This is a genomic window from Brevundimonas sp., assembly GCF_030682035.1.
Lineage (GTDB): Bacteria > Pseudomonadota > Alphaproteobacteria > Caulobacterales > Caulobacteraceae > Brevundimonas.
Genome location: NZ_JAUXQZ010000044.1, coordinates 135,350 through 158,628, shown reverse-complemented (window position 1 = coordinate 158,628; position 23,279 = coordinate 135,350). Strand labels below are relative to the sequence as shown.

Here is a 23,279-nt window from a genome sequence, read left to right as displayed (position 1 = left end):
ACGAAAGGTAAATGCGCCCAATCCGGTGTGTGGCGCGCTATAAGGTGCAGGTGCGCTTCGACGATCGTTTCCTTGAAGAACTGAAGGCCCGCCTTCGGCCGTCCGACATCATCGGACGGACGGTGAAGCTCAAGCGTCAGGGCCGCGAATTCGTCGGCCTGTCGCCCTTCACCAAGGAAAAGTCGCCATCCTTCTTCGTCAATGATGACAAGGGCTTCTTCCACGACTTCTCGTCGGGCAAGCACGGCGACGTCATCTCCTTCCTTCAGGAGACCGAGCGGCTGTCCTTCGTCGAGGCCGTCCAGCGGCTGGCGGGGGAGGCGGGCATGGCCTTGCCAGCCGAAGATCCGCAGGCGGCCGAGCGTGAGGCGAAGAAGCAGGGGCTGACGGACTGGTTGGACCTGGCCCAGAAATGGTTCGCCGCCAATCTTCGTCGTTCGCCCGGAAAGGCGGCGCGGGAGTATCTGGAAAAGCGGGGACTGCCGGAGGACCAGTGGGAACGGTTCGGCCTCGGCTATGCGCCCAACGACCGCGAGGGACTGAAGAACGCCCTGGTCCAGCGCGGAGCCCGGCCCGGCGATCTGGTCGAGGCGGGCATGCTGATCGCGCCAAATCCCGAGAATCCGGGGGGCGGCGGGCAACCCTATGACCGGTTCCGCGACCGGCTGATGTTCCCCATCCTCGACGCGCGCGGGCGGATCGTCAGCTTCGGCGGCCGGGCCATGAATCCGGACGACCGCGCCAAATATCTGAACGGCCCGGAGAGCCCGCTCTTCCACAAGGGCGCGACCCTGTACGGCCTGCCCGAGGCGCGGCGCATCCTGGGAGCCGAGTCGAAGAGCGATCAGGCCATCGTGGTGGTCGAGGGATACATGGACGTGATCGCATGCCACCGCGCCGGCATCCCCGCCGTCGCGCCCATGGGCACCGCCCTGACCGAGGAGCAGATGGAGCGGCTGTGGCGCGTCTCGCACGAGCCCGTGCTGTGCTTCGACGGCGACGCTGCGGGCCGTCGGGCCGCGTATCGCGCCATCGACCGGGCCCTGCCGCAGCTGAAGTCGGGCCGGTCCTTCCGCTTCGCCCTGCTGGAAGGCGGGCGGGACCCTGACGACATTCTGCGCGACAAGGGGGCGCCGGCGCTGCGCCAGGCCATGGCCGCGACCCGCCCTTTCGCCGAGGTCCTGTTCGGCAAGGAGGCGGAGGTCGAACCGCTGGACTCGCCCGAACGCCGCGCCGGCCTGAAGGGCCGCCTGCGGCAGGCCGCCTCGGCCATTCAGGACAAGGATCTGGCGGAGCAGTATCGTCGCGAACTGTTCGACCGCTTTGACGCCCTGTTCCCGGCCCGCCCTCGGGGGATGATCGGCAATCCACAAGCCAGCGCAGGCGGGCGCTGGCGTCCGGGCCCCCCGCCCAAGCTGGGTCAGACCGCGGAGGGCGCCCAGGCGATGCATTCGCTGAGCCGTTCCATCGAGCCAGTGGCCGCTGCACTGGCTCATGGCGCCATCGACGATCCGGAACGGATGGATGACCACCTTGAGGCGATTTCGGCCCACGGATTCGGGGACCCGTCCCTCGACGGTCTCGCCCAGGAGATGGTCCGCCTGCGGTTCTCTGGACAAGACCTTGACTCGGCGGCGTTGCGTCGCCATCTGGCGCAATCGGGTCATGATGCTTTAGTGCGCGAGGTCGAGAAGGCGGCGGCAAAGTCCGGCGCGCCTTTCCTGGCCGCAAATGCGCCCCTCGCCGAGGCAAGGGCCCGATGGTCGCAGGCGTTCGACGCGCTCACCCGCGTGGCGGCGCTGGAGGATGCACTGAGCTCGGCGGCAGGCATGCCGGGCCAGGATGAGGCGTTCCGCAGGCTGAAAGCCGAGCGGGATGCTTTGCGTCGCGCGATCAAAACCGGAGAAATCTGGGAAGGCAGCGCGGGTTCGTAACCAACGAACCTGCCACACGTTGTATTTCTGTGGACGGCCTGATCAGCCGCCCACCCGGAGAAGAGACTGTATGAGCGCCCAGACCGAGACGCAGGAAACCGAAGCCCAGAGCGACGGTCCGCTGCTCGACCTCACCGACGCCGGGGTAAAGAAATTTATCAAGCAGGCGAAAGCGCGGGGCTATGTGACGATGGAGGATCTGAACAAGGTCCTGCCGTCCGAAGAGGTGACCCCCGACGCGATCGAGGACACGCTGGCGATGCTGTCCGAGATGGGCGTCAACGTCGTCGAGGCTGAGGAAGACGCCGCCGAGACCACCGAGAAGGAGGGCGGCGAGGTCGTCGAACGCGCGGAGACCAGCGTCTCCGAGACCCCCGCCAAGGCCGCCTATGACCGCACCGATGACCCCGTGCGGATGTACCTGCGCGAGATGGGTTCGGTCGAGCTGCTGAGCCGCGAAGGCGAGATCGCCATCGCCAAGCGCATCGAGGCCGGCCGCGACGCCATGATCTCGGGCCTGTGCGAGAGCGCCCTGACCTTCGAGGCCATCATGGTCTGGCGCGACGAACTGGCCAACAATCGCATCCTGCTGCGCGAGGTCATCGATCTGGACGCCACCTATGGGGTGCTGAACCCGTCGTCCCTGCCGCACAACCAGCCGCCCGCGGGCGCGATCCCGGCCCCGGCCGAGGAGCCGGAAGAGGGCGCGGAGCCCAAGCCGGAAACGGACGATGAAGAGGACGAGGATTTCGACGACGGCGGCGGGATGTCGATCTCGGCGCTGGAAGCGGAGCTGCGCGACGGCGTCATGGAAGTGCTGGACGGGGTCGCCGGCGACTTCGGCTCGTTCCGCAAGCTGCAGGACAAGCTGGTCGAGAGCCGGCTGAAGGGCGAACAGCTCTCGACCAAGGACCAGAAAGCCTATGACACGCTGACGGCGGGCATCTCGGGCCGGCTGAAGACGATGAAGCTGAACAACCACCGCATCGAGGCGCTGGTCGAGCAGCTGTACGCCATCAACAAACGTCTTATGGGTCTGGAAGGCCGGCTGCTGCGCCTCGCCGACAGCTACGGCATCTCGCGCCCGGAATTCCTCAAGTCATACTTCGGCGCCGAGCTGGACCCGACCTGGGCCGACCGGGTCAAGGAAATGGGCGTCCGCTGGACCAAATTCAGCGACAATGAACAGGCCCAGATCGCCCAGATCCGCGGCGACGTCGCCGCCGTGGCCACCGAGGCCGGCCTGCCGATCGACGACTATCGCCGCATCGTCCAGACGGTGCAGAAGGGTGAGCGCGAGGCCCGTCAGGCCAAGAAGGAGATGGTCGAGGCCAATCTGCGCCTGGTCATCTCCATCGCCAAGAAATACACCAACCGCGGCCTGCAGTTCCTTGATCTCATTCAGGAAGGCAACATCGGCCTGATGAAGGCGGTCGACAAGTTCGAGTACCGCCGCGGCTACAAATTCAGCACCTATGCGACCTGGTGGATCCGTCAGGCGATCACCCGCTCGATCGCCGACCAGGCCCGCACGATCCGCATCCCGGTGCATATGATCGAGACGATCAACAAGATCGTCCGCACCAGCCGCCAGATGCTGCACGAGATCGGCCGCGAGCCGACCCCGGAAGAACTGGCCGAAAAACTGGCCATGCCGCTGGAGAAGGTCCGCAAGGTCCTGAAGATCGCCAAGGAGCCGATCAGCCTCGAAACGCCCATCGGCGACGAGGAGGACAGCCATCTGGGCGACTTCATCGAGGACAAGAACGCCATCCTGCCCATCGACGCGGCCATCCAGTCCAATCTGCGCGAGACCACCACCCGCGTGCTGGCGTCCCTGACCCCGCGCGAGGAGCGGGTCCTGCGCATGCGTTTCGGCATCGGCATGAACACGGATCACACGCTGGAAGAGGTCGGCCAGCAGTTCTCGGTCACCCGCGAACGCATCCGCCAGATCGAGGCCAAGGCTTTGAGGAAGCTGAAACACCCGAGCCGGAGCCGGAAGCTGCGGTCTTTCCTGGACAGCTGAGGCGAGGGATCAGGGACCACGGATCAGAAAGCCCTCCCCCTCGACGGGGGAGGGTTGGGTGGGGGTGCTCGCTCCGGTCCGGCCGAGGGAATCGCCGAGGGGCGGCGTCCGCGCCTCTCGCGCCCGCCCTTCGACACCCTGCCTCCACCCCCATCCCCGACCCTTCCCCGTCGAGGGGGAAGGGAGGCCCCCTGACGCCTCGCCGCCTGTTCCCGGCCGTCAAATTGACCAATCGGAACGACCGGACTGATCAGGTTCGCCAACCCTTACGACCGATTCTGACGCAGGAACCCGCCATGATGCGGGGCATGACAGAACGACGAGAGATCAAACAGAGGTCGCCGGCTGTCTGTCGCCGTCCACTGGCACGACGACGGCCGGCCCCTGCCGCTCGATGAGGTGCGGGCGATGTACTACCGGGTGTTCCGGCAGCAGATCCGGGCGAAGGCGGGACTGCCGGCGGTGGGGCCGGGGGTTGGGGGTGAGCGGTGAGGAAGGCCGCTGTGAGCGCGGTGAGCCATGAGTAGAACAATCTTTAATGCTAAGCGCTTATCCAAAGCCTAGATCGGCTTGGCGCTCCGGCCGGTCGCGCGACTTGGAAGATGGCATGCTTGACGAGTCCAGGAAAATGCTTGCGCAGGCTGTTTCCTCCGGAGTGCTCGACCTCGGGCCTGTGCCGACGCGCGGTCGCCGTAATACGGGGTGTTTGAGCGAGCTCAAATCGGCGCGGGTCGTCGCAGCCAAGCGAGCATTCACAACTCGCAGGGTGGATTTGGGCCTCGCGACTCAAATCGTAACCAGATGCGTTCCCCAAGCGGGCGATCTACTCCTTGCGAAGGTCGAAGCGGTTGGTCTTCACGCGCGACTTGAGTCTATCGAGGGCAGGCGTTGCCGGCTCTACCCTGACGACGAAATCATCGTTGCATACGGCGCGAGGTATGCCCCGGATCAGTTTGAAGCAGTGGTGCCGGACGACCTTGGTCCATGCGATCTGGCCGCCGGAGGCGGTATAGCCGGGCGTGTTGTCAGCTGGCACGATCGTACCTCCAAACCGACCCGTATCGTCCCCGTGGGCCTGTTCGCCGACGCCGAGGGCCGCATCATAAACCTGCGGCGCTTCGCGATCCCCGTTGAACAACGGCCGAGGCATACGCCGGTGGTGATTGCGATAGCAGGCACGTCGATGAATTCCGGAAAGACAACGACGGCGTCGTCGCTTGTTCACGGCCTGTCACGAGCAGGCCTTCGCGTCAGCGCCGCCAAGGTTACCGGCACCGGTTCGGGGGGAGATTTATGGTCCCTCGTGGACGCGGGGGCCGAAAAAGTCCTGGACTTTACAGATATGGGCTATGCGACAACAGCTAATCTGGAGCCTCTTGAAGTAGAGCATGTTGCACTCTCGATTATCAACACGCTTTCAAGCGACCTTGTTGATGTTATCATCATCGAAATCGCAGACGGGGTGCTGCAAAAAGAAACGGCGCAGCTGCTGTCATCCCCCCGGTTCAAGTCGCGACTGAATGGGATCGTGTTTGCCGCTGGGGACGCGATGGGCGCAGGCGCTGGTGTCCGCTGGCTTCGAGAGCGCGATCTTCCCATCATGGCTGTATCGGGCGTCGTAACCACGTCTCCGTTGGGGATTCGAGAAACAGAGGATGCCACCGGTTTGCCGGTGTTGGGAATCGCGAGTCTGATGGACCCTGTGCTGGCAGCCAAACTGTGCTTTAGCCTTCCCGAGGCCGCCGCATTGACAGCCGGATGATTTCTCTGTGGAACGGCGAGCGCAGCAGGCTCTTCGCCGCGCTGTTTGCGGCAGCTCTCGCGCAAGTGATTTCCGCTTCTGCTGCGGCGTGGTGTGTTCAGCACCTGTTCAACCGATTGATCGTGGCGACCACGGCTGTCACCAGCGGTACATATCAATGGGCGGCCGGGTTCGCGATAGCCGCTGTTCTGGGCTTTCTGCTGGAAGTTCTCCAGCGACGATTGGGAGAAGGTCTGGGCCTGAATTATACGGCGGAGGTCCGACTGGCTCTGTTCGATCACCATATGAAAGTGCCGGCCACGCGTCTGGCGGCGAGCGGGCACGGCGCTCTGCTTCTGCCCTTCGTCGGTGACCTTACCGCGATCAAGCAGTGGGTGAGCGATGGCCTCGCCCGCATCAGCGTCGCGGCGATCACGGTGACGGCGTTGATCGCGATAATCGGCAGCAAAAGTCCAGTCCTCGCGCTAGTCATTGCCGGGACGATGAGTGCAGGCGTCGCGGCGCTCATGTTTCTCGGACGGCCCCTGGACCATGCCGTGCGTGATCTGCGACGACGGCGCGGGGCTTTGGCCAGCTTTATCTCAGGTCGCTTGACCGGTGTGGCAACCATCCAGGCCATGGGGCGGTCAAACGCCGAGCGGAACAAGGTTCTCGCTCGCACTCAGGCATTGAACCGCGCGGCCATTGGGCGGGCGTGGGTAACCGGCGTGACGCGAGGCATTGCCCAGCTGACGGGGTCGTTGCTGATTCTGAGCACCCTCCTCGTCGGCATGATCGAAATTCAATCCGGAAGGGCGACCCCCGGCGCGGTCGTCGCGGCAATCGGACTGGTCGGATTGTTGGCGGGCTCGATGCGCGACGCAGGCCGCGCCATGGAGATTTGGTACCCGGCGCGCGCCTCGCGCGACCGCATCACGAGGGCACTGCGTCAACCGGTTCGACGGCGCGCCCGGAGCCAGTCGCGACCGTCGCCTGACGCGCATCTATCGATTGACGGCCTGAGCATCGCGGCCACGTTAAGAGACGTTTCTGCCCAGGCCTATCCCGGCGACGTGATACTGATTGAAGGCGCCATGGGGGCCGGCAAATCGACTCTATTGGGTTGCTTGGGTCAGTTATTCCCGCCGTCCGCAGGCCGGATCAGTTTTCTCGGAAACGATCTTGCGAGCCTGAGCCCCGGCAGGCTGCGCCGGACGATCGGGTTCGCAGGTATGGCGCTGCCTCTGCTAAGGGGCGGGCTCGTCATGAACTTGCGCTATCGGGACCCCAAGGCGAGCCTGGACAAAATTGCTCGACTGCTTTCACGCTGTGGGCTCGAGCCGTTCGTGGCGCGCCTTCCGAAGGGATTGGATACCCCCATCGGTGACGATGGCTCGAACCTGTCGCAGGGCGAGCGACAGGCGGTGCTTTTGGCACGAGCGCTTTTGGGATCGCCACCGATCCTCATCGTCGACTCTATCGACAGTCATCTCGACCCGTTGGTCGTGGAAAAGCTGGCGGGTACGTTTCGGCAATACAGCGGAATAGTCCTGATGGCCGTGTCTCGACCTGAGCTCGTCGCAGTCGCAACGCGGGTGTGGCGACTGGATGATGGGGCGCTCACCGAGACAGCCACCCGACCCTCCGCCGGGGTCGTTGATCTTTCGCAAGTCCGGGCGCCTGGCGACCAAAAAAGGACGAATTTTTGAACTATACGACTGTGCCGGAGCCAGGCGGACACGAGAAGTCTTTCCCGCTTTTACCGATCGGGCGATCGATATTCCGATCCCTTCAGGGAACGCCCGTGCGTGAATACTTCACCTACATTCCTCACAACGCGGAGGCGACTTCGCCCGTTGTCGTCCTCGTCCATGGCATCGCCCGCAATGCAGCCGAGCATATTCTTCGGTTTCAAACCCAAGCGGACCGCGCCGGTGCGATCCTCGTCGCGCCGCTATTCGTTAAAGAGGCTTTTGGGCAGTACCAGCAGGTCATCGACCAACGAACCGGCACAAGAGCCGACGAAGCACTGCTTGATATTCTCGACGCTGTAGCCGCCGCTACAGGCGCTTCGGTTGAGCGATTTTACCTGTTCGGCTTTTCGGGCGGCGCGCAGTTCGCCCACCGCTTCATGATGCTGCATCCGGAGCGTACCGCCGCCATCGCGATCGCAGCAGCCGGCTGGTACACCTTTCCCGATGCCGACCTGGCCTACCCCTATGGGATCGGAACCAGTCCGATTCCGTCGCGACCTTTTGATCCCGGTCGCTTTGGCTCCGTACCGCGCCACGTGCTGGTCGGTGAGCAAGATCTTTCGCGAGATGAATCGTTCCGCACAAACCGAAAGCTGGACCGCACGCAGGGAGCTACGCGTCTTGCGCGCGCGCGATCCTGGTTCGAAGCAATGGATCAGGCGACGCGGTCCAGCTGCGGCGAGGCTGGTCTGTCAAGGATGACTTTGCTGAAGGGTATTGGTCATTCCTTTACCGAAGCGGCACAACAAGAAGACCTCGCCAAGATTGTTTTTCGCGATTTTGGCCTCCTTTCGCCTGATGAGGACCACGACGAATGACCTCGATATTCCGCAGTAGTGCGCTCCGTCGGATTCTCCTCGGCGGACTCGGCGTGCTCATACCTTCAACTGCCTTGGCCGCTGATGAGGTCAAATGGGGCGTAGACGGCGTAACCTACAAGCCCAAAGGCGGGAATTTCGAGGTTACCCTCGGAGGGCGGCTACATCTGGACGCACTGTCGTACGAGGAAGATGGGGCCCAGTTCAACGACCTGGCCGTACGCCGCGCGCGACTGGAGGTTTCTGGACGGATCGGGGATGACGTTCGGTTCCGCGTGGACAGGGAGTTCGCTGGACAAGACGGCTGGCGCAACGTTTGGGTCTCCTACCGCCCCACCGATGATATCGAGATCAAGGGCGGCAACTTTATCGTGCCGTTCGCTATGGAAGACTTGCAGAGCTCGAACCGCACCTCCTTGATGGAGCGGTCGTTGGTGACAGCCCTGACGCCGGGCTTTGGCCTCGGCATCGGCGCACGGATTTCTCGTCGCCACTGGACTCTGGCGGGCGGCTATTTCGGCGATGCGCTAGGCCGCGATGAGGATGGGCGGGCGAACGAAAGAGGCAACGGCGTCGCGGCGCGAGTCACCGCCGCACCCATCGATCGAAGAGGAAATCTGGTTCATCTCGGCGCGGCGGTCGAGCGCAGATCATTCTCCGACGGCGATGAGACCAGCTTCCAATCAAACACCGGTTCTCCGCTGGCCCCCCGGCTGATCGGAACCGACAGGATTGCAGAACCTGACGAACTCACAAACGTCGGCGCCGAGTTTGCTGTGGCAAGAGGTCCGGTTCTTTTTCAAGGACAATACGTCTCCACGACGCTCTCCCGGAAAGTAGGCCCTACTCTCGGGTTTGATGGTTGGTATACGCAGGCCAGTTGGGTGGTGACCGGCGAGCGTTACGATTATTCACGCGGCGCAGGTATGGTATCGGGCGTGAACCTGCGGCGCGGGAGAGGTGCTGTTGAGGTGGTGGCGCGCTACAGTCGACTTGACCTGGATGATGCGGACGTCGCCCGTGGAGATGGCAGCGCCATCACGCTGGGAGCGAACTGGTACCTCAACGAGAACGTCCGGGTCATGATGAACTACACCGCGAGCAAGGCCACCGATGTAACAGGTCTTGCGGATCGCGAATCCGAGTTGATCGCCGGACGACTTCAGGTCAGTTTTTGACCAAAGTTGGTTCCGCGATGCGTTCCCCGGCGTCGAGGTAGTCGGCCGGGTCAAGGGGAAGGGTTTCCAGCGGGCTCATGGGCTCCCCCGCCGGCACTCGGCCCGGTCGTGGGAGAGGCGGTCAGGCCTCGTCGGTGCGGGCGGCCCGGCCCGCGCGGGTGGCCATGAGGTCGGCGAGGGCGGCGTAGTGGGCGGCGATCAGCTGGTTGGCCGCCTGCTCGCGCTGGCAGATCGCCTCGGCGGCGCGGCGGCGCCAGGCCTCGGCGCGTTCGCGCAGGGTTTTCTCGTCCATCGATCGTCTTCGCAAGCTGCACGGGCGGGGTCCCTCAGCTGTCAACGACGGAGCGTGGCCGTTTCATCCGGCGAGGCCGCGGATTATCGCCAGCCGGCGTCGCGGGCCTCGGTCTCGGCGGCGGCGTCGAGCGTGTCGCCGGCGAGGACGGCGTCGATCGCGGCCAGGACCGGGGCGGGGATGTCGGCGGCGGCGGTGCGGAGGTCTCCGGCGGGCGCGCTGAAGGGAGCCAGGGCCTGGAGGGTCCATTGGTCCGCCTCGCGGCAGGCCAGGCCGGCGACGTTCGCCTGACCTGACTGGAAGGTGCGGCACCAGCGGCCGTCGGCGTCGCGGAAGGTCAGGCCTACGGCCCGGCCTTCGGCATCCGCGCCGTCGGCGGTCAGGCGCGTATCAAGGACGCGGATCAGGCCGGCGTCGGCGAGGGCGCCGCTGCGGTCGACGGTGAAGCCGCTGTGGGCTTCGCCGCCGCCCAGCCAGCCGATCGACAGGCCGGCGACGAAACAGGCGGCGGCCAGACCCGCCCACAGGGGAGCGTGGCGCGGGGCGAAGGCGGCGCGCAGGCGCTTGATCAGGGGGCTGCCCGAGGCCGTCGCCGAGCTGCTCGCCGCGATCAGCCGGGCGAGGGCCTGATCGCGCGGATCGGGAGCGATCGGCACGGCCTCGCCGGCGAGGGTGCGCAGCTGGCGCAGGGCCTCGAGGCGGCCGGCCAGGGTGGGGTCGGAGGCGGCGGCGTCGTCGATGACGGCGCCGGCTTCGGGGGAGAGTTCGCCGTCGACGCGGCGCATCAGGGTCTCGTCGTCGTAGCGGATCATGCGCTCACTCCCTGCTCGGCCAGGGTCTGGATCAGGGTCTGACGGCCGCGCACGAGGCGGCTGGTCAGGGTGCCGGCGGGGACGCCCATGACCTCGGCGGCCTCGGCGTAGGACAGGCCGTCGATCAGCACCAGGGCCACGGCCAGACGCTGGTCGTCGGGCAGGGCCTGGATGGCGTCGCGCACGGCCAGGGCGTCGGCGCGCAAGTCTTCGCCGGCCATGGCGGCGTCGGCGATGTCGGGTGTGCGCTCGTCGGTCGGGGCGACCACGCGGGCCCAGCGCGCGTTTGATCGGGTCTGGTCGATGAAGATCCGCCTCATGATGGTGAAGGCCCAACTGTCCAGCCGGGTGCCCGGGCGAAAGCCGCCGCGTTTGGCCAGGGCGCGTTCGATGGTCTCCTGCACCAGATCGTGGGCGTCGGCGTCCGACCGCACGAGAACGCGCGCAAAACGGCGCAGCCTCGGCAGAAGCTCCACCAGCCCCGTCTGAAACTCATCCAAGCAGAAAACCTCGTCATGGGGATGGAACGTCCCGCCCCTATCGTTTCATCCCTTGTTGTGCATCGCCAAAGAGTTTGGAAAAAGAAGGACGTTGCCGGGAATGACGCCCATGTCGATACGGATGCTTTTATCGGCCCTTCTCGCGGCTGTGGCCATGGCTGTGTCCGCAGGACCCGCGGCCGCCCAGATCGGCCTGCCCGGCGGGATCGGCGGAGGTCTGCCGCAGACGCCGGGGTTGCCGGGCGGAACGCCGGGCCTGCCGGTCGATCCCGGGTCGCTGCAGGGCCTGGCGCGCGGGCGACTGGAGCGGGGGCTGGAAGTCCCGGCGCGGCTACAGGGGTTGATCCGACGGTCGGACGGGGCGCTGGAGGCCGATCCCGAGGGTTGGCCGGTGGTGCGCGGCGAGGTGGTGGCGGTCGACCTGTCGCCCGAGGGCCGGCGGCGCGCGCTGGACGCGGGGTTTGTGGTGGTGCGGGAAGAGCGTCTTACGGCGCTGGACATGACCACGGTGGTTCTGACGCCGCCGCGGGGGCTGTCGCTGGGCCGGGCGGTCGAGCGGCTGCGCGACCTCGATCCGGGCGGCAGCTACGCGTTCAACCATGTGCATGCGCCGGCGGGCGAGCTGGCGGAGGCCGGTGGCGCGCCGGCCCCGGCGGCCTTTCCTGCACCCCAGGGCGGCCGGGGGCGGATGGGGCTGATCGACACCGGCGTCGACGTGCGGCATCCGGCCGTGGCGGGCGCGCGGATCGTGCAGCGCGGCTTCGCGGGACCGGCGCGGGCGGCGCCGCACGGGACGGCGGTGGCTTCGCTGATGGTCGGACAGGCGGGGGCCTTTGCGGGCGCGGCGCCGGGCGGGGAGCTTTATGCCGCCGACGTCTATGGCGGTTCCGCCGCGGGCGGGTCGGCGACAGGTCTGGCGCAGGCGCTGGCCTGGATGGCCGAGAACGAGGTGCCGGTGGTCAATGTCAGTCTGGTGGGGCCGCGCAACGCCGTGGTCGAGGCGGCGGTGCGGCGCGCGGGAAGCCGGGGCATGCTGATCGTGGCGGCGGTCGGCAATGACGGGCCGTCGGCGCCACCGCTGTATCCGGCGGCCTATCCCGATGTGGTCGGGGTGACGGCGGTCAACGGACGCGGCCGGGTGCTGCCGGAGTCCGGGCGGGGACCGCAGGTCGACTTCGCCGCGCCGGGGGCCGATATGGCCGCCGCAGGTTCCGGGCAGGGCTATGTGAACGTACGCGGCTCGTCCTTCGCCGCGCCGCTGGTGGCGGGCCTGCTTTCCCAACGGTTGCAACGAACCGGCCGGAGTGGGGCGGAGGCCGCGCTTGGCGAGGTTTCCACCATGGCGGTCGACGCGGGCGCGCGCGGTCCGGACCCGATCTATGGCCGGGGCGTCGTGGCGATGGACCGCAGGGTCGCGCCCGATCAGGTCGGGGCCCGGGGACAGCTGAACCGATAAAATCGTCGCCGCCAGGGATGAATTCGCGGCGAGGGATCGTTGGATGGATCGAGGGCGCCGAACGCCCCGCGATATTCAAGGAGACATCCTCATGCGCAAGACCCTGATGCTGATCACCACCACGGCCTTCACCCTCGCCCTCGCGGGCGCCGCCAACGCCCAGGTGCTGGGCGGCGGTCTCGGTGGCGGATTGGGCGGCGGCTTGGGCGGACAGGTCGGCGGCCTGGGCGGCACGCTCGGCGGCTCCGCCAACGGTGGTCTGACCGGCTCGGTCGACGGCCGCTTCGCTACCGACGCCGTGGGTGAAACCGCCCGCCGGGCCGAACGTCTGGAAGAACGCGCCCAAGCTCGCGCCGCTCGTATTCAACAACGCGCTGACCGGGCGCGTGAGCGGGCTCTTGCGGCTGAACGGCGCGCCGAGGGCCGCGCCGCCGGAACCGCCCGCTCCGCCTATGGTAATGCCCGGGGCGCCGAGGCCTCGGCCTCAGGCGCCCTGAACGGAACCCTCAACGGCGCCGCCGGCGCCGGCCAAGGCGCCCTGTCGGGTGATCTGGGCGGCGGTTTCGCCGGCTCCGGCTCCGGCTCCGCCTCGGGTTCAGCCTCGCGCGACCGGGACGCCGCCCGTCCGCGTCGCTCGCGCCGGGTTGACGCTGACGCCAACGCCGACGCCAACGGTTCCGCTTCGGCCAACCGGAATGGCGCCTCGGTCCAGGCCGGCGCCGGCGCCGGCGCCCGGGCCGGAACCCGTCGCGACGACTGAGTCCGCTCCGGACCCTGAACAGCCTGCCCCGCCGGTTCGCGCCGGCGGGGCTTTTTCGCTCGCGACGGAGACCGATCAACGTTCCGCCAATGGACTTCCGACCCGGCGCGCGGCATCCTCGATCCGTCGCCCGCGAGGAAGACCGCCATGTTCAATCCCGGCTATCTGAAGCGCCGCCTGGGTCAGTACGCCGCTCTCTGGGTCGGCGGCTTTGTGCTGAGCGGCGCGGCCATTCTGGCCGGGTTGATGTTCGCCGACCTTATGGTCGCGATCGATTGGGTTCTACCGGTGCTGCTGGGCGGGGTAGCGCTGGGACTCGGCATCGGCGTGGTCCTGACCCTGTTGTCGGGCGAGACGGTCGGGACGAAACTGGCAGTGCTGCTGCTGGCCCTGTTGCTCGCCCTTCCGCTGCTGTGGGCGCCGGTTTCGGCGGCGGTGGCCATCGCCTTCTTCGCCGACCGCTCGATTGAATATTCGGAAAGCTACGCCGCCTTCCAGATCGGCATATCGCGGGTGCTGTTCCCGATCAGTCAGGCGCTGGGCGACGGCGACCTGTTCGGCTGGGTCTGGACCGCGTTCCAGTGGGTCTCGACCGTGGTCGGCTTCTTCTCGGCGGTGGCGAAGATCTGGCCGGCGATCCGGCGGCTGTTGGGTCCGGAGCCGGTGACCGAGGGCTAACCTCGCATCAGGCGAGGATGTCGAGCAGGCTTGCGTACATGTGGTCGGCGGTTTTCAGGACCGCGATATTGGCCTTGAACGCCGTCCCGGCGGTCATGCGTTCGACGGTCTCACCGGCCAGATCGGCGAGCGGATCACGAGCCGTGCGGGCGGCGCTGGCGGCGAAACGGTCGGTGGCTCCGGCGATACCGGCGGCGGCGATGGCGATGGCCTGCATGGGGCGTCTCCCGGCGATGCAACCGCACTATCGACCGCCGCCCTTACCGGTTGGCTGATGGAAAGGGTGAACGGCGGCGGCTTGACCGCGGGGCCAGGCGGGCAGAGGCTGGGGACATGACCAACCAGCCTGCCCCCGGCGAACGCTATCAGTCGTTCAGCGCCTTCTATCCCTACTATATCCACGAGCACTCCAACCGGACGTGCCGCCGTATTCACGTGATCGGCTCGGCGCTGGTCATCGGGGTGATGGGGCTGGCGCTGGCGACGCGGAACGGCTGGTGGCTGCTGGCCATGCCGCTGGTCGGCTATGGCTTCGCCTGGGTCGGCCATTTCTTCTTCGAGAAGAATCGCCCGGCCACCTTCCAGTATCCGCTGTGGAGCCTGATGGGCGACTGGCGCATGTTCTTCGAAACGGTCAGCGGCCAGCGGAAATTCTAGCGCGATCCGGCGCTGGCGGGGAGCGAGGCCATCTGAACCGACTGGCTGGGCAGGCGATCCCACGACGGCGGGCAGCCGTCAAAGCGGCCGGCGTCGACGAGGGTCAGGCGGCGCTGGTTGAAGGGCATGGCCGGGGACATCGAGCCGCGGCCGTGGCCGGTGTAGAGGTCGATCTTCTGACCCTTGATCGCGCCGCCGGTGTCGGAGGCGTACCAGTAGCCGTCATGCACCGAGCCGTCGGTCATCCGCATGCCGACCGTCTCGGGGATGAACAGGCGGGTGCGGCGCGGGATGTAGCGGGGATCGGTGGCGATGGTGCGCATGGCGATCGGCCGGCAACCCAGGCTGTCATTGCCCGTCGCCCCGCCGCCGCCCGCATGGTAGAGGTTGACGCGCGCGGTCCAGCGGGGGTCCGCCGCCATCAAGGTCTGCTGTTCGGGGCTGAGCGCGCTCGCGCCGCTGTCTGTGGAACCTTCCTCGACCGGGATGGTTGATTCGACGCCCCAGCCCGCGCTCGTCGCGGCCTGATAGGACACCGGATCGCCCGTTGCCTGAACCTGGGCGGGAAGGGCCATCGCCAACACAATGGCGAACGCAGCGGCTTTGCCGAGCATGTTGCGGACTCACGGAAACGCCGGCCCCATACGCGTCCGGTGACCGGCTTGTCTTTCCCAAATATGGCGAAAACCAGTCATTCATGCTGCGGTGCGACCTCATGTCCGCCTTTCCGGTGGATAAGCGAGCCTTGTGATGGTCAAGCCGAATCTCGTTTGGCCAACGCGACCAAACCTGTAAGCTGTATTCGCAGATCAGAAACACTTTGCTGAGGTCAGATGCTTACTGTCTATGGCGATATTCGTTCCGGTAACTGTTTGAAGGTCAAGTGGTTGCTGGACCGGCTCGGGCGTGATTATCGCTGGGTCGAAACAGATGTCATGTCCGGCGTGACGCGCAACGCGGACTTTCTGGCCCGGAATCCCGCCGGTCAGGTGCCCGCCGTCGTGCTGGAAGACGGCCGGGTGTTGGCCCAGTCCAATGCGATCATCGGGTATTTCGGCGAGGGGACGGCTTTCGTGCCGACCGATCCGTACGACCGCGCCCGGATGTACGAATGGCTGTTCTGGGAACAGTACAGTCACGAACCATACATCGCCGTGGTGCGGTTCCAGCGGCTGTTGGGCGGCAAGCGGGCGGACGAGATCGAGCCCCGGCTGATGGAGCGCGGCCACGCGGCGCTGGCGCGGATGGAGACGGCGCTGAGCGGGGCGGACTGGCTGGCCGGGGACGGGCCGACGCTCGCTGATCTGGCGCTGGTCGCCTACACAAGGGTGGCGCACGAGGGGGATTTTGACCTGTCCGCCTATCCGGCAATCCAGAGGTGGATCGCGCGAGTGGAGGCGGCGTTCGCGATATAGAACCCCTCTCCCACAGGGAGAGGGGCAGGGGTGAGGGGTTTCGGTGTCTGGGAGAGGGTTTCCGACGGGGTCGCTTGAGGGTAGGTCAGATCGGAAGTCCGTAGCCGGAGTCTCCGCCATGAAACGTATCGCCGTCGCCCTCGCCGCCCTGACGCTGGGAGCCGCCGTTCTGGCCACACCCGCGACCGTCTCCGCCTGGGGCAATACCGGCCACCGGTTGATCGGCATGGCCGCCGTTCGGGGACTGCCCGGGGAGATGCCCGCCTTCCTGCGCACGCCCGGCGCTGTGGCTGAGGTCGGGGAGCTGTCGCGCGAGCCGGACCGCACCAAGGGCGGCGGCCAACCCCACGACCGCGAACGCGACACAGCCCATTTCGTCGACATGATCGAGAACGGCCGGATCGTGAACGACCAGGGGCTGTCGATCGACGCCCTGCCGCAGTTGAAGTCGGAGTATGACGCGGCGCTGGCGACGGCGGGGATCAAGGTCGATGACGCCGGCTACCTGCCCTACGCGATCATGGACGGCTATCAGCAGCTGGTGCGCGACTTCGCTATTTGGCGGGTGCTGAACGCCGCCGAGGCGCGCGAGCGCGATCCCGGCAAGCGGGCCTGGTACCGTGAGGATCGCATCCGCCGCGAGGCCCTGATCCTGCGCGATATGGGCTATCTGGGCCACTATGTCGGCGACGGATCGCAGCCGCACCACACCACCATCCACTACAACGGCTGGAACCGCGACACGCCGAACCCGCAAGGGTTCACCACCTCGCGCCAGACCCACGGAGCCTTCGAGGGCGCATTCGCGGCGCGCGTGGCCCGGCTGGATGCCGTCGAGGCGGCGATGGCGGCGCCGGCGCTGGACGGCTTCGATCTGCGCCTGCGGGTGCCGGCCTATCTGAAGACGACGCTGGCCGAGGTGACGCCCTTCTATGTGCTGGAGAAGGCCGGCGGCTTCACGGACAGCGACGCACGCGGCGGAGCGTTCGTGACGGCGCGGCTGGCCGCGGGGGCGTCGGAACTGCGCGACCTGTTTGTGCTGGCGTGGCGGGATTCGGCGGACGACTCGATCGGCTGGCCGGCGGTCAAGGTCAACGAGGTCGAGGCCGGGACCGTCGATCCGTGGCTGGCCATGTACGGCGAGGACTGATTTCGGCGCGGGTGAATAGTGCTAGTGAGCGAAGATGTGAGCCGTTGGGACGGCCGCCAGCGCGAACCTGCTCACCCCTTGCTCACCAGCACCCCTCGTTCACCTGACTGCGCCCGATGTCCGACCTGACCCCGCCCATCGTCATCCTCGACAAGTCGCAGATGGCTGAGAACATCGGCGCGGTGGCGCGGGTGATGGCCAATTTCGGCCTGTCGGAACTGAGGCTCGTCGCGCCGCGCGACGGCTGGCCGCAGGAGCGGGCCTGGGCCACGGCCTCCGGCGCCGACTGGGTGCTGGAGGGGATCCGGGTGTTCGACAGCGTCGCCGGGGCCGTCGCCGATCTGAACACCGTCTTCGCCACCACGGCCCGGCCGCGTGAGACGCGCCAGCCGGTGCGAACGCCGCGCGAGGCGGCGCGGGTGCTGTATGACGACCGCGCCTCGGGTCTGGGTGTCGGCCTGCTGTTCGGCGGCGAGCGGGCGGGGCTGGAGACCTCGGATATCGCCCTGTGCCAGGGCATTGTCACCATACCCATCGATCCGCGCCACCAGTCGCTCAATCTGGCCCAGGCCGTGGCGATCAACGCCTATGAGTGGCGGACGCTGGTGCTGGACGCCCCGCCGCCCAATTTCCGCGAAGGCGAGCCGCCGGCGTCCGGAGCGCTGATGCTGGGCATGTACGAGCATCTGGAGACGGAGCTGGACGCCGCCGGCTTCTTCCATCCGCCGGAGAAATTCCGCTCCATGAGCCAGAACTTGCGGGTGATGCTGGGACGGGCGGCGTTCACGGCGCAGGAGGTGGCGACCTTCCGGGGGGTGATCACCGCGCTGTCGAAGGGGCGGGGCCGGGTGCTGGCGCGGTTGGCGGCGAAGAAGGCGAGCGGATGATTGACGACGGCGCGGCGATGTTCAGAGAGTTGTGCGTGGATCTGGGTTTCTGTTCGCTGGGCGTGGACGGTGAAGATCGGGTCCTGGCGCAACTTCCTTCGGGCGCCGAACAGGCCGCACGAGCGGTGTTCGCCGCAGAAGGGTTGGACTTCGACACCTACGAACGGGAAAGCGTGAAAACGGCCGTTCGCGAATGCATCGCGCGACATCTGGAGGACAGATCATGAAAACCCGCGCCGCCGTCGCCTTCGAGGCCAAACGTCCGCTGGAGATCGTCGAGGTCGATCTGGAGGGGCCGCGCGCCGGGGAGGTGCTGGTCGAGATCAAGGCGACCGGCATCTGCCACACCGACGCCTATACGCTGGACGGGCTCGACAGCGAGGGCGTCTTCCCCTCGATCCTGGGCCATGAAGGCGCGGGCGTGGTGGTCGAGGTCGGCCCGGGGGTGACGAGCGTCGCGGTCGGGGACCATGTGATCCCGCTGTACACGCCGGAATGCCGGCAATGTAAAAGCTGCCTCAGTCGCAAGACCAATCTGTGCACCGCGATCCGGACGACGCAGGGCAAGGGCGTCATGCCCGACGGAACCTCAAGGTTCAGCTACAAGGGGCTGGCGATCGCCCACTATATGGGCTGTTCGACCTTCTCGAATTTCACGGTGCTGCCCGAGATCGCGCTGGCGAAAATCCGCAAGGACGCGCCGTTCGCGAGCGCCTGCTACGTCGGCTGCGGCGTGACCACGGGGGTGGGGGCGGTGGTCAATACGGCCAAGGTGGAGCCGGGGGCCAACTGCGTGGTGTTCGGGCTCGGCGGGATCGGGCTGAATGTCATTCAGGGGCTGAAGATGGTCGGGGCCGACATGATCGTCGGGGTCGACATCAACCATACCAAGGAAGAGTGGGGCCGGCGGTTCGGCATGACCCATTTTGTCGATCCTTCGAAGCACACGGACGTAGTGGCCCATCTGGTCGAGCTGACCGGGGGCGGGGCCGACTACACCTTCGACTGCACCGGCAACACCACGGTCATGCGTCAGGCGCTGGAAGCCTGTCACCGGGGCTGGGGCGAGAGCATCGTCATCGGCGTGGCCGAGGCGGGCAAGGAGATCGCGACGCGGCCGTTCCAGTTGGTCACCGGCCGGGTCTGGCGCGGCTCGGCCTTCGGCGGCGCGCGGGGGCGGACGGACACGCCCAAGGTCGTCGACTGGTACATGGACGGCAAGATCGAGATCGACCCGATGATCACCCATACCCTGCCGCTGGAGCGAATCAACGAGGCGTTTGATCTGATGCACGCGGGGGAGAGCATCCGCAGCGTGGTGGTGTTCTGAGGCGCTGATGAACCAGACGGCGAAGGTTACGGGGCTCAACCATCTGACGTTCGCGGTCGGCGACCTCAAGCGTTCCGTCACCTTCTACCGTGACGTTCTGGGCTGCGAGTTGGGGGCGATCTGGGCGACCGGGGCCTATCTGGAAGCGGGGAGCCTGTGGATCTGTCTTTCGCTGGACGCCGAGGTCCGCCGCGCGCCGACTGCGGACTATACGCATGCGGCCTTCAGTGTGGAGGCGGACGCCTTCGAGGTGCTGTCGGCGCGGCTGCGGGCGACGGCGGTGATCTGGAAGGAGAACCGCAGCGAGGGCGCGTCGCTATATTTCCTCGACCCCGATGGGCACCGACTGGAACTCCACGTCGGCGATCTCGAGACACGGCTGCTGCACTATCGCGAGCGGCCCGGGTTGGGGGTGACTGTCAGTTAGTTGCCAAACGAAACGGTGTCGTTTAGCCTCGATGGACACAAAGAGGGAAGCCATGTTCACCCACATCACCGTCGGCGCGAACGACATCGAGGCGTCGCGCAAATTCTATGATGCGGCGCTGGGCGCGCTCGGACACGAGCCGGGCAGCGGTCCGGACGCCAAGGGCCGGTACTGGTGGCGCACACGCATGGGGGCCTTTGCGGTCGGCAAGCCGATCGACGGCGAGCCGGCCTGCCACGCCAACGGCGGCACCATCGGTTTCGCGGCGAAGGACGGCGACGCTGTGGAGGCCTTCTACAAGGCCGGGGTCGAGGCCGGCGGCGTGGCCATCGAGGATCCGCCCGGTATCCGCGACGGCGCCTTCGGCAAGCTGCACCTCGCCTATCTGCGCGACCCGTCCGGCAACAAGGTCTGCGCCCTGCATCGGGTGGGGTGATCCGGCCCGAAAGGACCACCCTCCCGCCGCTGCGCGGCGGGTCCCTCCCTCTCCCTCCGGGAGAGGGTTCAAGGAAGGCGGCGATGGAAACCACCAAACAGCATCAGGTCCACGGCGGAACCTTGCGCTACCTCCGCCACGACAGCACGACCACCGGCACGCCGATGACCCTGTCGGTCTTTGTCCCGGGGGGCGTAGGCCCGTTTCCGGTGTTGATCTGGCTGTCGGGCCTGACCTGCACAGAGGACAATTTCACCACCAAGGCCGGGGCCTATGCGGCGGCGGCCGAGCATGGGGTGATCATCGTCGCGCCCGACACCTCGCCGCGCGGGGAGGGCGTCGCCGATGATCCAGCCTATGATCTGGGACAGGGGGCGGGCTTCTATGTCGATGCGACGCAAGGCCCGTGGGTCCCGCACTTCCGCATGGAGACCTATGTGGTCGAGGAGCTGATCGCCCTGATAGACGGCGAATTTCCGACCACGAAGGCGCGGTCGATCAGCGGCCATTCGATGGGCGGGCATGGGGCGCTGACCCTCGCCCTGCGGCATCCTCACCTGTTCCGCAGCGTCTCGGCCTTTGCGCCGATCGCCTCGCCGACGCGGTGTCCGTGGGGGGAGAAGGCCTTCACCGCCTATCTCGGCCCGGACCGGACGGCGTGGGACGCCCATGACGCGGCCCGACTGATCGAGAGCGGCGTTGGGGCGGGCTGCTACGACGACATGCTGATCGACCAGGGCGACGCCGATCCCTTCTTAACGGAGCAGTTGAAGCCCGAACTGCTGGTCGCGGCCGGCACGGCGGCGGGGCAGAAGATCACCCTGCGGATGCAGCCCGGCTATGACCATTCGTATTTCTTCATGGCCAGTTTCATCGCCGATCATGTGGCCTTCCACGCCAAAAGGCTTAAGGCCTGATCGCATGACCGACGCCGACCATGCCGAGATATTCGCTGCCCTGTGCCGGGAGGTCGGCTTCTGCCTGCATCCCAAGGGCGAGAAGCGGGTTCTGGAGGCCCTGCCGAACGGGCTGGATGCGGCGGTTCGGGCGGTGTTCGACGCCGAGGGTGTGGATTTCGCTTCGGCCACGGGCGATCTGCGGCGGGCCGTGCGCGACTGTCTGAAGGCCAATCTGCCCATTCCTCCCCTGCAGGGGGAGGGGGACCGCCGGAAGGGTGGTGGAGGGGGCTGACCACATCCGCCGGTGTACCGGGCCCGCCCCCTCCACCGCTTCGCGGTCCCCCTCCCCCAACGGGGGAGGAATGGAACGAAATCGGCGCGCCCCGCTTGGGTTGGGCGAACGGGCGCCTAGATACAGGCGGACCGATACGATCGAAGGAGCCGTCCGATGGCCTTTACGCTTCCGCCCCTGCCCTATGCCCACGACGCGCTGGAGCCGGCCATCGACAAGGCGACGATGAGCTTCCACCACGGCAAGCACCATCAGGCCTATGTCGACAATCTGAACAAGGCGGTCGACGCCGACCCGGCCCTGCGCGGCAAATCCATGGAGGAGATGTTCGCGACGATATCGACCCTGCCGAAGGCGGTGCGAAACAACGCCGGCGGACACTGGAACCACAGCCTGTTCTGGAAGCTGATGGCGCCGGCGAGCAAGACTGGCCGGCCGTCGCCCGAACTGGCCGCCGCCATCGATCGCGATCTGGACGGGATGGAAAAGTTCAAAGAGGCGTTCAACACGGCCGGCGCCGGCCAGTTCGGCTCGGGCTGGGCCTGGCTGATCGTTCAGGACGGCAAACTGAAGGTTACGTCGACGCCGAACCAGGACAATCCGCTGATGGACGTGGCCGAGGACAAGGGCGCCGTGGTGCTGGCCGCCGACGTCTGGGAGCACGCCTATTATCTGAAATACCAGAACCGCCGGGCCGACTATCTGAAGGCCTTCTGGACGGTGGTGAACTGGAACAAGGTCAATGAGCTGTTCGCGGCCGCGAGCTGATCGCGGAATCTGCGTCCGCCGCTCTGGCGCGAGGGATGCGGCGTCCTATCTGAAGCGCGGCCGTATTGGACCGGAGAGCCGCTGATGAATGTCCACGCCCGTCTCGTCGCCGCCGCCCTGATCCTGGCTTCGATCGGGGCCTGTTCCCCGGAGGCCGAGAAGGCCGGGGTCCCCACCCCGCCCGCAGGTGCGAGGGCCGAGAATCCGGACATCCACGCCTTCCGCATCGGCGCGCTCGAGGCGGTGGCGCTCAAGGACGGCGATATCCTCCTCGCCAACAAGACCGGGGAGAGCCCCTGGGCGGACACGGCAGGCGCCCGCGCGGCGCTGACCGCCGCCGGCCAGTCCGGCGATTCCATCACCCTGTCCGTGCAGCCGCTGCTGGTCAGGGACGGCGAGCGGCTGGTTCTGATCGACACCGGGGCGGGCGGCCGAATGGGCACCCAGAACAGGCTTGTCGCCTCGCTGCGCGCGGCCGGAGTCGATCCGACCCGGATCACCGACGTGCTGATCTCGCACGCCCATGGCGACCATGTCGGAGGACTGGTCGGGTCCGATGGCTCGCTGACCTTCCCCCGGGCCGTGGTCCACATCAGCGCGCCGGAGTGGGACTATATGAAAGCCGGGGCCGCGCAGGCCGGGGAGACGGCCCTGCTGACCGCCGTGACCCCCCGGGTCCGGCCCTTCGCGCCCGGAGCCCAGGTGACGCCGTCGATCAAGGCCGTGGCGCTGGACGGCCACACGCCGGGCAACACGGGGTATGAGATCACATCGGGGACGGATCGCCTGCTCTATATCGGCGACGCCCTGCACAGCTCGGTGATTTCGGTGCAGCGGCCTGAATGGGTCAATGTCTGGGACAGCGACAGCGCCGCGGGGGTCGCTACCCGTGAGGGTCTACTGGAGCGCGGGGCCGCCGAAAGCCGGCGGGTCTATGCCGTCCACTTCCCCTTCCCGGGTCTCGGCCGGTTCCAACGCCGGGACGACGGTTTCGTCTGGGTGCCGGAAACCCCCGCCCAGCCTTGACGGATGGGTCCGGCCCCGTCATAAGCGCGCCCTTCACGTC

At 66.9% G+C, this 23,279-nt stretch carries 27 protein-coding genes; 21 read left to right on the top strand and 6 right to left on the bottom strand.

Annotated elements, in window-relative coordinates:
• Nucleotides 1-11 precede the first annotated feature (11 nt).
• Nucleotides 12-1,934, top strand: a complete 1,923-nt coding sequence (dnaG, locus tag Q8K49_RS12315) for a DNA primase (RefSeq protein WP_305306368.1) — start codon at nt 12-14, stop codon at nt 1,932-1,934.
• 70 nt (nt 1,935-2,004) lie between these two features.
• The gene (gene rpoD, locus Q8K49_RS12310) at nt 2,005-3,963 is read left to right on the top strand and encodes an RNA polymerase sigma factor RpoD (protein WP_305306367.1); all 1,959 of its coding nucleotides are present in this window, start codon (nt 2,005-2,007) and stop codon (nt 3,961-3,963) included.
• An 823-nt stretch (nt 3,964-4,786) separates the two neighbouring features.
• Here the strand turns inward: rpoD and Q8K49_RS12305 are convergent.
• Nucleotides 4,787-4,999: a hypothetical protein gene (locus tag Q8K49_RS12305; protein ID WP_305306366.1), complete on the bottom strand. Its 213-nt coding sequence runs from the start codon at nt 4,997-4,999 to the stop codon at nt 4,787-4,789.
• A gap of 33 nt (nt 5,000-5,032) precedes the next feature.
• On the opposite strand from Q8K49_RS12305, the gene Q8K49_RS12300 reads away from it, so the two are divergent.
• The 4 genes from Q8K49_RS12300 to Q8K49_RS12285 all read left to right on the top strand — a co-directional run bounded on the left by Q8K49_RS12300 (nt 5,033) and on the right by Q8K49_RS12285 (nt 9,454).
• Nucleotides 5,033-5,725, top strand: coding sequence for a molybdopterin-guanine dinucleotide biosynthesis protein MobB (locus Q8K49_RS12300; protein ID WP_305306365.1), 693 nt, complete (start codon nt 5,033-5,035; stop codon nt 5,723-5,725).
• On the top strand, nt 5,722-7,413 hold the full coding sequence (locus tag Q8K49_RS12295; RefSeq protein ID WP_305306364.1) for an ABC transporter ATP-binding protein: 1,692 nt from the start codon (nt 5,722-5,724) through the stop codon (nt 7,411-7,413). The genes Q8K49_RS12300 and Q8K49_RS12295 overlap by 4 nt, the downstream gene beginning before the upstream one ends.
• 95 nt (nt 7,414-7,508) lie before the next feature.
• Nucleotides 7,509-8,276 carry a PHB depolymerase family esterase gene (locus Q8K49_RS12290; RefSeq protein ID WP_305306363.1) on the top strand — a complete coding sequence of 256 codons (768 nt, stop codon included), beginning with the start codon at nt 7,509-7,511 and terminating at the stop codon, nt 8,274-8,276.
• Entirely contained in the window at nt 8,273-9,454 is a 1,182-nt protein-coding gene (locus Q8K49_RS12285) for an OprO/OprP family phosphate-selective porin (protein WP_305306362.1), read from the top strand. Before Q8K49_RS12290 ends, Q8K49_RS12285 begins: the two co-directional genes overlap by 4 nt.
• A gap of 121 nt (nt 9,455-9,575) precedes the next feature.
• On the opposite strand, the gene Q8K49_RS12280 is transcribed toward Q8K49_RS12285, so the two are convergent.
• The 3 genes from Q8K49_RS12280 to Q8K49_RS12270 form a co-directional block, all read right to left on the bottom strand.
• A complete protein-coding gene (locus Q8K49_RS12280; protein WP_305306361.1) occupies nt 9,576-9,746 on the bottom strand; it encodes a hypothetical protein in 171 nt (56 codons plus the stop codon).
• Nucleotides 9,747-9,829: 83 nt separating this feature from the next.
• Entirely contained in the window at nt 9,830-10,558 is a 729-nt protein-coding gene (locus tag Q8K49_RS12275; protein ID WP_305306360.1) for a hypothetical protein, read from the bottom strand.
• Nucleotides 10,555-11,058, bottom strand: coding sequence for an RNA polymerase sigma factor (locus tag Q8K49_RS12270; protein ID WP_305306359.1), 504 nt, complete (start codon nt 11,056-11,058; stop codon nt 10,555-10,557). The genes Q8K49_RS12275 and Q8K49_RS12270 overlap by 4 nt, the downstream gene beginning before the upstream one ends.
• Before the next feature lie 154 nt (nt 11,059-11,212).
• On the opposite strand from Q8K49_RS12270, the gene Q8K49_RS12265 reads away from it, so the two are divergent.
• The 3 genes from Q8K49_RS12265 (at nt 11,213) to Q8K49_RS12255 (ending at nt 13,952) form a co-directional block, all read left to right on the top strand.
• A complete protein-coding gene (locus tag Q8K49_RS12265; RefSeq protein WP_305306358.1) occupies nt 11,213-12,514 on the top strand; it encodes a S8 family serine peptidase in 1,302 nt (433 codons plus the stop codon).
• Nucleotides 12,515-12,605: 91 nt separating this feature from the next.
• Nucleotides 12,606-13,274: a hypothetical protein gene (locus Q8K49_RS12260; RefSeq protein ID WP_305306357.1), complete on the top strand. Its 669-nt coding sequence runs from the start codon at nt 12,606-12,608 to the stop codon at nt 13,272-13,274.
• A 147-nt stretch (nt 13,275-13,421) separates the two neighbouring features.
• Nucleotides 13,422-13,952, top strand: a complete 531-nt coding sequence (locus tag Q8K49_RS12255; RefSeq protein ID WP_305306356.1) for a hypothetical protein — start codon at nt 13,422-13,424, stop codon at nt 13,950-13,952.
• Nucleotides 13,953-13,959: 7 nt separating this feature from the next.
• Here Q8K49_RS12255 and Q8K49_RS12250 read toward each other — a convergent pair whose 3' ends face one another.
• Nucleotides 13,960-14,169, bottom strand: a complete 210-nt coding sequence (locus Q8K49_RS12250; RefSeq protein ID WP_305306355.1) for a flagellar hook protein FlgE — start codon at nt 14,167-14,169, stop codon at nt 13,960-13,962.
• Nucleotides 14,170-14,285: 116 nt separating this feature from the next.
• On the opposite strand from Q8K49_RS12250, the gene Q8K49_RS12245 reads away from it, so the two are divergent.
• Complete coding sequence (locus tag Q8K49_RS12245; RefSeq protein WP_305306354.1) at nt 14,286-14,609, top strand: Mpo1-like protein; 324 nt, start codon at nt 14,286-14,288, stop codon at nt 14,607-14,609.
• Here the strand turns inward: Q8K49_RS12245 and Q8K49_RS12240 are convergent.
• A complete protein-coding gene (locus Q8K49_RS12240; protein ID WP_305306353.1) occupies nt 14,606-15,223 on the bottom strand; it encodes a 3D domain-containing protein in 618 nt (205 codons plus the stop codon). The two genes, Q8K49_RS12245 and Q8K49_RS12240, sit on opposite strands and share 4 nt — an antisense overlap.
• Nucleotides 15,224-15,442: 219 nt before the next feature.
• On the opposite strand from Q8K49_RS12240, the gene Q8K49_RS12235 reads away from it, so the two are divergent.
• The 11 genes from Q8K49_RS12235 to Q8K49_RS12185 all read left to right on the top strand — a co-directional run bounded on the left by Q8K49_RS12235 (nt 15,443) and on the right by Q8K49_RS12185 (nt 23,239).
• The gene (locus tag Q8K49_RS12235) at nt 15,443-16,024 is read left to right on the top strand and encodes a glutathione S-transferase family protein (RefSeq protein ID WP_305306352.1); all 582 of its coding nucleotides are present in this window, start codon (nt 15,443-15,445) and stop codon (nt 16,022-16,024) included.
• Nucleotides 16,025-16,142: 118 nt separating this feature from the next.
• Entirely contained in the window at nt 16,143-17,174 is a 1,032-nt protein-coding gene (locus tag Q8K49_RS12230) for a S1/P1 Nuclease (RefSeq protein ID WP_305306351.1), read from the top strand.
• 116 nt (nt 17,175-17,290) lie between these two features.
• On the top strand, nt 17,291-18,061 hold the full coding sequence (locus tag Q8K49_RS12225; protein WP_305306350.1) for an RNA methyltransferase: 771 nt from the start codon (nt 17,291-17,293) through the stop codon (nt 18,059-18,061).
• Nucleotides 18,058-18,288, top strand: a complete 231-nt coding sequence (locus tag Q8K49_RS12220; RefSeq protein WP_305306349.1) for a hypothetical protein — start codon at nt 18,058-18,060, stop codon at nt 18,286-18,288. Before Q8K49_RS12225 ends, Q8K49_RS12220 begins: the two co-directional genes overlap by 4 nt.
• Nucleotides 18,285-19,391 carry an S-(hydroxymethyl)glutathione dehydrogenase/class III alcohol dehydrogenase gene (locus Q8K49_RS12215; protein ID WP_305306348.1) on the top strand — a complete coding sequence of 369 codons (1,107 nt, stop codon included), beginning with the start codon at nt 18,285-18,287 and terminating at the stop codon, nt 19,389-19,391. The genes Q8K49_RS12220 and Q8K49_RS12215 overlap by 4 nt, the downstream gene beginning before the upstream one ends.
• 7 nt (nt 19,392-19,398) lie before the next feature.
• Nucleotides 19,399-19,818 (top strand): VOC family protein, encoded by a 420-nt coding sequence (locus Q8K49_RS12210; protein ID WP_305306347.1) that lies wholly within the window; start codon nt 19,399-19,401, stop codon nt 19,816-19,818.
• Nucleotides 19,819-19,870: 52 nt separating this feature from the next.
• The gene (locus Q8K49_RS12205) at nt 19,871-20,254 is read left to right on the top strand and encodes a VOC family protein (RefSeq protein WP_305306346.1); all 384 of its coding nucleotides are present in this window, start codon (nt 19,871-19,873) and stop codon (nt 20,252-20,254) included.
• Between the two features lie 83 nt (nt 20,255-20,337).
• Nucleotides 20,338-21,171 carry an S-formylglutathione hydrolase gene (gene fghA / locus Q8K49_RS12200; RefSeq protein ID WP_305306345.1) on the top strand — a complete coding sequence of 278 codons (834 nt, stop codon included), beginning with the start codon at nt 20,338-20,340 and terminating at the stop codon, nt 21,169-21,171.
• Between the two features lie 4 nt (nt 21,172-21,175).
• Nucleotides 21,176-21,445, top strand: coding sequence for a hypothetical protein (locus tag Q8K49_RS12195; protein WP_305306344.1), 270 nt, complete (start codon nt 21,176-21,178; stop codon nt 21,443-21,445).
• 156 nt (nt 21,446-21,601) lie between these two features.
• Nucleotides 21,602-22,213, top strand: a complete 612-nt coding sequence (locus Q8K49_RS12190; RefSeq protein ID WP_305306343.1) for a superoxide dismutase — start codon at nt 21,602-21,604, stop codon at nt 22,211-22,213.
• Between the two features lie 84 nt (nt 22,214-22,297).
• Nucleotides 22,298-23,239, top strand: coding sequence for an MBL fold metallo-hydrolase (locus tag Q8K49_RS12185; protein ID WP_305306342.1), 942 nt, complete (start codon nt 22,298-22,300; stop codon nt 23,237-23,239).
• Nucleotides 23,240-23,279: the final 40 nt, after the last annotated feature.

Excerpts from the sequence above, each read along its gene's own strand:
- Q8K49_RS12255 (WP_305306356.1), top strand. The coding sequence starts at position 13,422 with ATGTTCAATCCCGGCTATCTGAAGCGCCGCCTGGGTCAGTACGCCGCT.
- Q8K49_RS12295 (WP_305306364.1), top strand. The coding sequence starts at position 5,722 with ATGATTTCTCTGTGGAACGGCGAGCGCAGCAGGCTCTTCGCCGCGCTG.
- Q8K49_RS12205 (WP_305306346.1), top strand. The coding sequence starts at position 19,871 with ATGTTCACCCACATCACCGTCGGCGCGAACGACATCGAGGCGTCGCGC.
- Q8K49_RS12245 (WP_305306354.1), top strand. The coding sequence starts at position 14,286 with ATGACCAACCAGCCTGCCCCCGGCGAACGCTATCAGTCGTTCAGCGCC.
- Q8K49_RS12280 (WP_305306361.1), bottom strand. The coding sequence starts at position 9,746 with ATGGACGAGAAAACCCTGCGCGAACGCGCCGAGGCCTGGCGCCGCCGC.
- Q8K49_RS12265 (WP_305306358.1), top strand. The coding sequence starts at position 11,213 with ATGGCTGTGTCCGCAGGACCCGCGGCCGCCCAGATCGGCCTGCCCGGC.
- Q8K49_RS12285 (WP_305306362.1), top strand. The coding sequence starts at position 8,273 with ATGACCTCGATATTCCGCAGTAGTGCGCTCCGTCGGATTCTCCTCGGC.
- rpoD (WP_305306367.1), top strand. The coding sequence starts at position 2,005 with ATGAGCGCCCAGACCGAGACGCAGGAAACCGAAGCCCAGAGCGACGGT.
- Q8K49_RS12275 (WP_305306360.1), bottom strand. The coding sequence starts at position 10,558 with ATGATCCGCTACGACGACGAGACCCTGATGCGCCGCGTCGACGGCGAA.
- Q8K49_RS12250 (WP_305306355.1), bottom strand. The coding sequence starts at position 14,169 with ATGCAGGCCATCGCCATCGCCGCCGCCGGTATCGCCGGAGCCACCGAC.
- Q8K49_RS12225 (WP_305306350.1), top strand. The coding sequence starts at position 17,291 with ATGTCCGACCTGACCCCGCCCATCGTCATCCTCGACAAGTCGCAGATG.
- Q8K49_RS12260 (WP_305306357.1), top strand. The coding sequence starts at position 12,606 with ATGCGCAAGACCCTGATGCTGATCACCACCACGGCCTTCACCCTCGCC.
- Q8K49_RS12210 (WP_305306347.1), top strand. The coding sequence starts at position 19,399 with ATGAACCAGACGGCGAAGGTTACGGGGCTCAACCATCTGACGTTCGCG.
- Q8K49_RS12185 (WP_305306342.1), top strand. The coding sequence starts at position 22,298 with ATGAATGTCCACGCCCGTCTCGTCGCCGCCGCCCTGATCCTGGCTTCG.
- Q8K49_RS12240 (WP_305306353.1), bottom strand. The coding sequence starts at position 15,223 with ATGCTCGGCAAAGCCGCTGCGTTCGCCATTGTGTTGGCGATGGCCCTT.
- Q8K49_RS12215 (WP_305306348.1), top strand. The coding sequence starts at position 18,285 with ATGAAAACCCGCGCCGCCGTCGCCTTCGAGGCCAAACGTCCGCTGGAG.
- Q8K49_RS12190 (WP_305306343.1), top strand. The coding sequence starts at position 21,602 with ATGGCCTTTACGCTTCCGCCCCTGCCCTATGCCCACGACGCGCTGGAG.
- Q8K49_RS12220 (WP_305306349.1), top strand. The coding sequence starts at position 18,058 with ATGATTGACGACGGCGCGGCGATGTTCAGAGAGTTGTGCGTGGATCTG.
- Q8K49_RS12230 (WP_305306351.1), top strand. The coding sequence starts at position 16,143 with ATGAAACGTATCGCCGTCGCCCTCGCCGCCCTGACGCTGGGAGCCGCC.
- Q8K49_RS12195 (WP_305306344.1), top strand. The coding sequence starts at position 21,176 with ATGACCGACGCCGACCATGCCGAGATATTCGCTGCCCTGTGCCGGGAG.
- fghA (WP_305306345.1), top strand. The coding sequence starts at position 20,338 with ATGGAAACCACCAAACAGCATCAGGTCCACGGCGGAACCTTGCGCTAC.
- dnaG (WP_305306368.1), top strand. The coding sequence starts at position 12 with ATGCGCCCAATCCGGTGTGTGGCGCGCTATAAGGTGCAGGTGCGCTTC.
- Q8K49_RS12235 (WP_305306352.1), top strand. The coding sequence starts at position 15,443 with ATGCTTACTGTCTATGGCGATATTCGTTCCGGTAACTGTTTGAAGGTC.